This window comes from Falsiporphyromonas endometrii, assembly GCF_042654485.1.
Lineage (GTDB): Bacteria > Bacteroidota > Bacteroidia > Bacteroidales > Porphyromonadaceae > Porphyromonas > Porphyromonas endometrii.
Window position 1 is genome coordinate 1 of record NZ_JBHSGO010000108.1, and the last position, 3,691, is coordinate 3,691.

Genomic DNA, 3,691 nt, shown 5'->3' on the forward strand with positions numbered 1-3,691 from the left:
TCTGTTTTAGGAGTTCCTGTGAGTCCAATGGTAGCTCCCATCCAAAAATTGGCTGCTTAAACTCCAAAAATGAGGGGTTGCTAAAAAATTAGAGGCTGAATCATTACGAATAATGACACAGCCCCTTGAGAAATAGTTTATTTTTGTCCAATAACTGTAACGGTTATTTAGGACTAGTCATGCTTATTTGTTTGTACTATATTGTAATATGATGATATACAGTGTATTACATTGTATTTTTAAGGGCTTTGTGAAATCTCTGTACCGGATGAGACCGGAATTTGTCAAGAATATCATTCTTTTTCCTGTTTTTTCTCTGCTTTTGGCACACAAGTTGCTTTAGATATAATTGGAAGCTCAGAAAATCCTCACGAGGACTGAAAAGTTTCTACCGAAAACGATAATTAATAAACCTAAAAAGATAAAGACAATGAATATAAAACCTTTGGCAGACCGAGTACTTGTTAGACCGGCTGCAGCAGAAGAAAAAACAATTGGTGGAATTATTATTCCTGATTCAGCAAAGGAAAAGCCTTTGAAAGGCGAAGTGTTGGCTGTGGGCAACGGCACCAAGGATGAAGAAATGGTCCTTAAAGCCGGTGATATGATCCTCTATGGCAAGTATGCAGGTACAGAAATAGAGGTGGAAAATGAAAAGCTTATCATAATGCGTCAGTCAGACGTCCTTGCTACATTATAATTTGTCTAAAATAAATACACATACAGAAATGGCTAAAGAAATAAAATTCGATATGGATGCTCGTCAGCTCCTTAAGAAAGGTGTAGACGAACTAGCAAATGCAGTAAAAGTAACATTAGGCCCCAAAGGTCGTAATGTAATTCTAGATAAGAAATTCGGTGCTCCTCACATTACAAAGGACGGTGTTTCGGTTGCAAAAGAAATAGAACTTGAAAATGCTTATGAAAATGTAGGTGCACAACTCGTTAAGGAAGTTGCATCTAAGACAAACGATGATGCAGGTGATGGTACTACTACAGCTACTATTCTTGCTCAAAGCATTATCAATGTTGGTCTTAAGAATGTAACAGCCGGAGCCAATCCAATGGATTTGAAGCATGGTATCGACAAGGCTGTCGCTGCTGTTGTTGAAGATATAAAGAAGCAGGCTGTAGAGGTTGGTGACGATTTCGAAAAGATCGAGCATGTTGCTAAAATCTCTGCAAATGGAGATGAACAGATTGGTAAGTTGATTGCGGATGCAATGCGTCGTGTCAAGAAGGAAGGTGTTATTACCGTTGAAGAAGCCAAGGGTACTGAAACGACGGTTGACGTTGTTGAGGGAATGCAGTTTGACAGAGGCTATATCTCTCCTTACTTTGTGACAAATACAGAGAAGATGCTGGTTGAAATGGAAAATCCATATATCCTTATCTTCGACAAGAAGATCTCTGTGCTTAAGGATATCATCAACATCTTGGAAGAAGCTCTCAAGACAGGCCGTCCACTCCTTATTATTGCTGAGGACATTGAAAGTGAAGCTTTGGCTACTCTTGTCGTTAACAGACTTAGAGGCAGCTTGAAGATATGCGCTGTGAAGGCTCCGGGCTTTGGTGACAGACGTAAAGCTATGCTTGAAGATATTGCAACATTGACAGGCGGTGTAGTCATTAGTGAAGAAACAGGTCTGAAGCTGGAGTCTGCAACTCTTGAAATGCTTGGTACAGCAGAAAAGGTAACGGTAGACAAGGACAATACAACTATTGTTAACGGTGCAGGCGACAAGGCCCGCATTGCTGATAGAGTGGCTCAGATCAAGGCTCAGATTGAGAATACTACAAGCGACTATGACCGTGAAAAGCTTCAGGAAAGATTGGCTAAGCTTTCCGGTGGTGTTGCTGTTCTTTATGTCGGTGCAGCTTCAGAAGTTGAGATGAAGGAAAAGAAAGATCGTGTAGACGACGCTCTTTCTGCTACTCGTGCCGCAATTGCTGAAGGTACAGTTCCGGGTGGAGGTACGGCTTATATCCGTGCTATTAAGGCTCTTGAAAAACTTGAAGGCATCAATACTGATGAGACTACAGGTATCAATATCGTTAAGCGTGCCATCGAAGAGCCGCTTCGTCAGATTGTAGCAAATGCAGGTTTGGAAGGTGCAGTCATCGTACAGAAGGTAAAAGAAGGTGATGGCGATTTCGGATACAATGCAAGAGCAGAAAAGTTTGAACACCTCTTCCAGAGCGGTGTGATCGATCCGGCTAAGGTATCAAGAGTAGCTCTTGAAAATGCAGCTTCAATTGCCGGTATGTTCCTTACGACCGAATGTGTAATTGTAGATAAGAAGGAGGACAATCCTGCTCCTCAGATGCCGGCAGCCGGTATGGGCGGAATGGGAGGCATGATGTAATTGACTTCCGGGAAAAATTAACCACATAAAATTAGGCGGTGCGTCATTGGACGTACCGCCTTTTTTGTTATCTGTATCCATATTGGATGTTCAATTCTTTAATATGTATGTAGATGTTTTAGAGATGTCTCAATTCCCCAAGATTAAGAAATCGTATAAATAAATTATCGGTCGCCTCCATCACACAAACAGCATCTGATGACAGTGCAGATATGATTTTGTGAATGCCTTTAGGACTGTTCTCGTATTCTCTTACGGGGGAGCCATTCTCTGAGGAGAATGCTACCGTAGAACTTCGTTTACCGGTGTCAATGCCGATATACTTCATAGTCTTTTTTGTTTAGTCATCATGTCCATACATCTTATACTTTCGTTGCTAAATACAGGGTCTTGAAAATGCCCTAACGAACTATCCAGCTTTTGATGTAAAGATATGGGGGCTGATCGTCCGATTGGATCTTTCTTTTCTAATCAACAGTAATGCTGCCTTTTTCCACATCTTGACATGTATGATTTGTTCAATTTGGAGATTTCGGTGATAAAGGTAACATTATACAACAGCAATAATTTTTTATGAGGACTTGAGAGAAACAAAAAGATTAAAAGCAGAAAATGGCATATCATTGCTGATACTCAAGGTTATCTGATGTCTGTATACGTCCTGAAACCAATATTCATGACAGCAAAGGTGCTCCGAAAGTCATTGAAAAATTGTCTTGCAAATTTCCCCGTCTTGCCAAGATTCTTGCAGATGGAAGTTATAGAGGAACCTTTGCCGATTGGGCCGTTGGTAAATACGGATGGGAACTTGAAGTTGTTCTCTGACCTGATGAGTGTTCATCAAAGTTCAAGATCATTCCAAAACGATGGATTGTGGAAAGAACTTTTGCATGGTTGGAAAATTTCAGAAGATTTACGATTGACTATGAGTTTCATGGAACTACGGCAGAAGCTGTGGTGCAACTTGTTTTCTGTAAATCTGTAAAATATTGCTTAATAAATTTCTTGAATAATTTTATAAACAGCTTTTAGGGTCGACTATTATAGTGACAATTCGAAATATAAAATATTTTTATTGGATCATTTCTCTTGTTTGATGTGATTTTTTACTAACTTTGTCGGGAGTAATGAGGATGTATGGCGTCTGAATGTAATGTTTGGGTGCTGTTCTGATATGTGTTACGTGACTTTAAATATAATTCAATAGTTCGTTAAAAAATATCCAAGCCTAAGCGGCTCTGGCAGTAAATAAAATGAGTTCTTTGAAAAGTTTGTCAATAACTTGCGGGTCTGGGCTAATCCCAAACACGCAAATAAATCGTTCA

The 3,691-nt window shown here is 39.8% G+C and carries 4 protein-coding genes and 1 pseudogene; 3 read left to right on the plus strand and 2 right to left on the minus strand.

Going from position 1 to position 3,691, the window contains the following annotated elements:
• Window positions 1-430: 430 nt before the first annotated feature.
• Together ACFO3G_RS03645 and groL are read left to right on the plus strand one after the other, a co-directional pair.
• Entirely contained in the window at window positions 431-700 is a 270-nt protein-coding gene (locus tag ACFO3G_RS03645) for a co-chaperone GroES (protein ID WP_380078086.1), read from the plus strand.
• A 28-nt stretch (window positions 701-728) separates the two neighbouring features.
• The gene (gene groL, locus ACFO3G_RS03650) at window positions 729-2,366 is read left to right on the plus strand and encodes a chaperonin GroEL (RefSeq protein WP_380078088.1); all 1,638 of its coding nucleotides are present in this window, start codon (window positions 729-731) and stop codon (window positions 2,364-2,366) included.
• 118 nt (window positions 2,367-2,484) lie between these two features.
• Here groL and ACFO3G_RS03655 read toward each other — a convergent pair whose 3' ends face one another.
• On the minus strand, window positions 2,485-2,694 hold the full coding sequence (locus tag ACFO3G_RS03655) for a hypothetical protein (protein WP_380078090.1): 210 nt from the start codon (window positions 2,692-2,694) through the stop codon (window positions 2,485-2,487).
• 545 nt (window positions 2,695-3,239) lie between these two features.
• Here ACFO3G_RS03655 and ACFO3G_RS03660 point away from each other — a divergent pair.
• The gene (locus tag ACFO3G_RS03660) at window positions 3,240-3,398 is read left to right on the plus strand and encodes a hypothetical protein (RefSeq protein ID WP_380078092.1); all 159 of its coding nucleotides are present in this window, start codon (window positions 3,240-3,242) and stop codon (window positions 3,396-3,398) included.
• Between the two features lie 196 nt (window positions 3,399-3,594).
• On the opposite strand, the pseudogene ACFO3G_RS03665 reads toward ACFO3G_RS03660, so the two are convergent.
• Window positions 3,595-3,691: pseudogene (locus tag ACFO3G_RS03665) on the minus strand (transposase); the annotation flags it as partial.

Coding starts and splice junctions, on each gene's coding strand:
- ACFO3G_RS03655 (WP_380078090.1), bottom strand. CDS start 2,694: ATGAAGTATATCGGCATTGACACCGGTAAACGAAGTTCTACGGTAGCA.
- groL (WP_380078088.1), top strand. CDS start 729: ATGGCTAAAGAAATAAAATTCGATATGGATGCTCGTCAGCTCCTTAAG.
- ACFO3G_RS03645 (WP_380078086.1), top strand. CDS start 431: ATGAATATAAAACCTTTGGCAGACCGAGTACTTGTTAGACCGGCTGCA.